1 tRNA gene and 2 rRNA genes are annotated in these 3,376 nt (G+C 55.4%); all 3 read right to left on the bottom strand.

Going from position 1 to position 3,376, the window contains the following annotated elements:
- Positions 1 to 8 precede the first annotated feature (8 nt).
- Positions 9 to 85: transfer RNA gene (locus BM145_RS09555), tRNA-Met, on the bottom strand.
- A gap of 78 nt (positions 86 to 163) precedes the next feature.
- A 5S ribosomal RNA gene (gene rrf, locus BM145_RS09550) occupies positions 164 to 278 on the bottom strand.
- 203 nt (positions 279 to 481) lie between these two features.
- A 23S ribosomal RNA gene (locus BM145_RS09545) occupies positions 482 to 3,300 on the bottom strand.
- Between the last annotated feature and the right edge of the window lie 76 nt (positions 3,301 to 3,376).

Below are 3,376 nucleotides of genomic sequence, written 5' to 3'. Positions count from 1 at the left end.
GTGTTATTTGGTTGCGGGGACAGGATTTGAACCTGTGACCTTCAGGTTATGAGCCTGACGAGCTACCGGGCTGCTCCACCCCGCGACGGGGGCATGTTGCCCCAGTTCCCGACGGTTTGTCGGGGGAATGTGAATGGGTTCTTGTTCTCTCACGGGCTGCAATGCCTGGCGACGACCTACTCTTCCATCGCTTGAGCGATAGTACCATTGGCGCAGTCGGGTTTCACGGCCGAGTTCGGGATGGGATCGGGTGGGACACCGACGCTATAGCCACCAGGCAATGGAGCGCGTGAGATATTCTCATGAAGTGGTACTTCATGAGAGCCCTGAGGGGGGATGCCGGTCGCCACGGGTGGCGAGGAGCGTTCCCTCGGGGGCTGGTTCAAATCGATGCCGTGCACGGTGTTGTATAATCTGGTTGGAGGTCATCATCCCACCCAGTCCGGTTTGTGTCCGGTGCTGATGTTGGTGGTGTGGCACTCTCAAGCGCGAATAGAGCGATTAGTATCGGTTAGCTTCACGCGTTACCGCGCTTCCACATCCGATCTATCAAGGTCGTGGTCTTCGACCGCTCTGAGAAATCTTATCTCGAGGGAGGCTTCCCGCTTAGATGCTTTCAGCGGTTATCCCGTCCGTACATAGCTACCCTGCTGCGCCGTTGGCACGACGACAGGTACACCAGAGGTACGTTCAACCCGGTCCTCTCGTACTAGGGTCAACTCCTCTCAAATTTCGACGCCCACGGCAGATAGGGACCAAACTGTCTCGCGACGTTCTGAACCCAGCTCACGTACCACTTTAATTGGCGAACAGCCAAACCCTTGGGACCTGCTCCAGCCCCAGGATGTGATGAGCCGACATCGAGGTGCCAAACAACCCCGTCGATATGAGCTCTTGGGGGTTATCAGCCTGTTATCCCCGGCGTACCTTTTATCCGTTGAGCGATGGCCCTTCCACGAGGGACCACCGGATCACTATGACCGACTTTCGTCTCTGCTCGACTTGTCAGTCTCGCAGTCAGGCGGGCTTATGCCATTGCACTCTTGCAGCCGGTTTCCAACCGGCCTGAGCCCACCATCGCGCGCCTCCGTTACTCTTTAGGAGGCGACCGCCCCAGTCAAACTACCCGCCACAGAGGGTCCTTGCACCGGTTTCACGGTGCGAAGTTAGACATCAGAAAACAACAGGGTGGTATTTCACCTACGGCTCCACATCAGCTGGCGCCAATGCTTCAAAGCCTCCCACCTATGCTACACAGTTCCTTCCTAATGCCACTCTGAAGCTGCAGTAAAGGTGCACGGGGTCTTTCCGTCTAACCGCGGGTACCCCGCATCTTCACGGGGAATTCAATTTCGCTGAGCATGTCCTGGAGACAGTGGGGAAGTCGTTACGCCATTCGTGCAGGTCGGAACTTACCCGACAAGGAATTTCGCTACCTTAGGACCGTTATAGTTACGGCCGCCGTTTACCTGGGCTTCATTTCAGAGCTTGCACCCCTCCACTTAACCTTCAGGCACCGGGCAGGCGTCAGGCCCTATACGTCGTCTTGAAGCCGACTTAGCAGAGCCCTGTGTTTTTGCTAAACAGTCGCTACCCCCTGGCCTGTGCCCCCTCATAAAGCTTGCGCTTAGTGAGGGCCTCCTTCTTCCGAAGGTACGGAGGCAATTTGCCGAGTTCCTTCAGGACACTTCTCTCAAGCGCCTTGGTATACTCTACCTGACCACCTGTGTCGGTTTCGGGTACGGTCTATACGGTGGGGCTATTTCCTGGAACCTCTTCGAAGCCCAGCCAATCCAATAAGGCTGAACAACACACGAGATCCGTCACACACCACCAGGCCCACGAATATTAACGTGGTTCCCATCGACTACCCCCTTCGGGCTCGTCTTAGGGGCCGGCTCACCCTGCGCGGATTAGCCTTGCGCAGGAACCCTTGGTCTTTCGGCGAGAGGGCATCTCACCCTCTTTATCGCTACTCATGTCTGCATTCGCACTTCCGATACCTCCACGACCCATTACCAGATCGCTTCGCAGGCCTACGGAACGCTCCGCTACCGCGTGGATAAATCCACACCCTAAGCTTCGGTGCACGTCTTGAGCCCCGTTACATCTTCGCCGCAGAAACCCTTGTTTAGACCAGTGAGCTGTTACGCTTTCTTTAAAGGATGGCTGCTTCTAAGCCAACCTCCTGGTTGTTTTGGGATTTCCACATGCTTTCCCACTTAGACGTGACTTGGGGACCTTAGCTGTAGGTCAGGGCTGTTTCCCTTTTGACGACGGACCTTAGCACCCGCCGTCTGTCTCCCGGATATCACTCCTAGGTATTCGGAGTTTGGTTAGAGTTGGTAGATCTCGCGACCCCCGCATCCATCCAGTGCTCTACCCCCTAGGGTGTCCATCCGAGGCACTACCTCAATAGTTTTCGCGGAGAACCAGCTATTTCCCGGCTTGATTGGCCTTTCACCCCTAAACACAACTCATCCGGTAACTTTTCAACGTTAATCGGTTCGGACCTCCAGTGCGTGTTACCGCACCTTCATCCTGGTCATGCCTAGATCGCCGGGTTTCGGGTCTAATACATCGAACTATGGGCGCCCTATTCAGACTCGCTTTCGCTGCGCCTACACCTAACGGCTTAAGCTTGCTCGATACATTAAGTCACAGACCCATTATGCAAGAGGTACGCTGTCAGGCCTCAAAGAACCCTCCAACTGCTTGTAGGCAATCCGTTTCAGGTACTGTTTCACTCCCCTCATCGGGGTGCTTTTCACCTTTCCCTCACGGTACTAGTTCGCTATCGGTCGCATACGAGTATTTAGGCTTGGAGGGTGGTCCCCCCATGTTCAGACAGAATTACACGTGTTCCGCCCTACTCGAGTCCTGATGTTTCATTTTCGCATACGGGGCTGTCACCCGCTATGGCGCCACTTTCCAGAGGCTTCTGCTAATTCACCATCAGGCACTGGCCTGGTCCGCGTTCGCTCGCCACTACTAACGGAATCTCGGTTGATGTCTTTTCCTCCAGCTACTGAGATGTTTCAGTTCACCGGGTTCGCTTCTCGAAACCTATGTATTCAGTCCCAAGATACCTGTTCCCGCCTAACCAGTTGATCCTCTCGGCAACACGCTTGCGCGTGCCACCGAACGGCTCAGCTGGTTAAACGGATAGGTGGGTTTCCCCATTCGGAAATCTGCGGGTCAAAGGTTGCTCACACCTCACCGCAGCTTATCGCAGCGTGCCACGTCCTTCATCGCCTGTATGCGCCAAGGCATCCACGAATTGCCCTTACCTCACGCTTGAGAGCCCACACCACCAACATCAGCACCGGACTCGGCAAGAATCAGTACTGGTCGTGTCGAGCGCTAGCTCGACGCG

Source organism: Sphingomonas rubra (genome assembly GCF_900115745.1).
Classification (GTDB): Bacteria; Pseudomonadota; Alphaproteobacteria; order Sphingomonadales; family Sphingomonadaceae; genus Sphingomonas; species Sphingomonas rubra.
The sequence above is the reverse complement of the archived record's forward strand: the minus strand, read 5'-3'. Positions and strand labels throughout refer to the sequence as shown.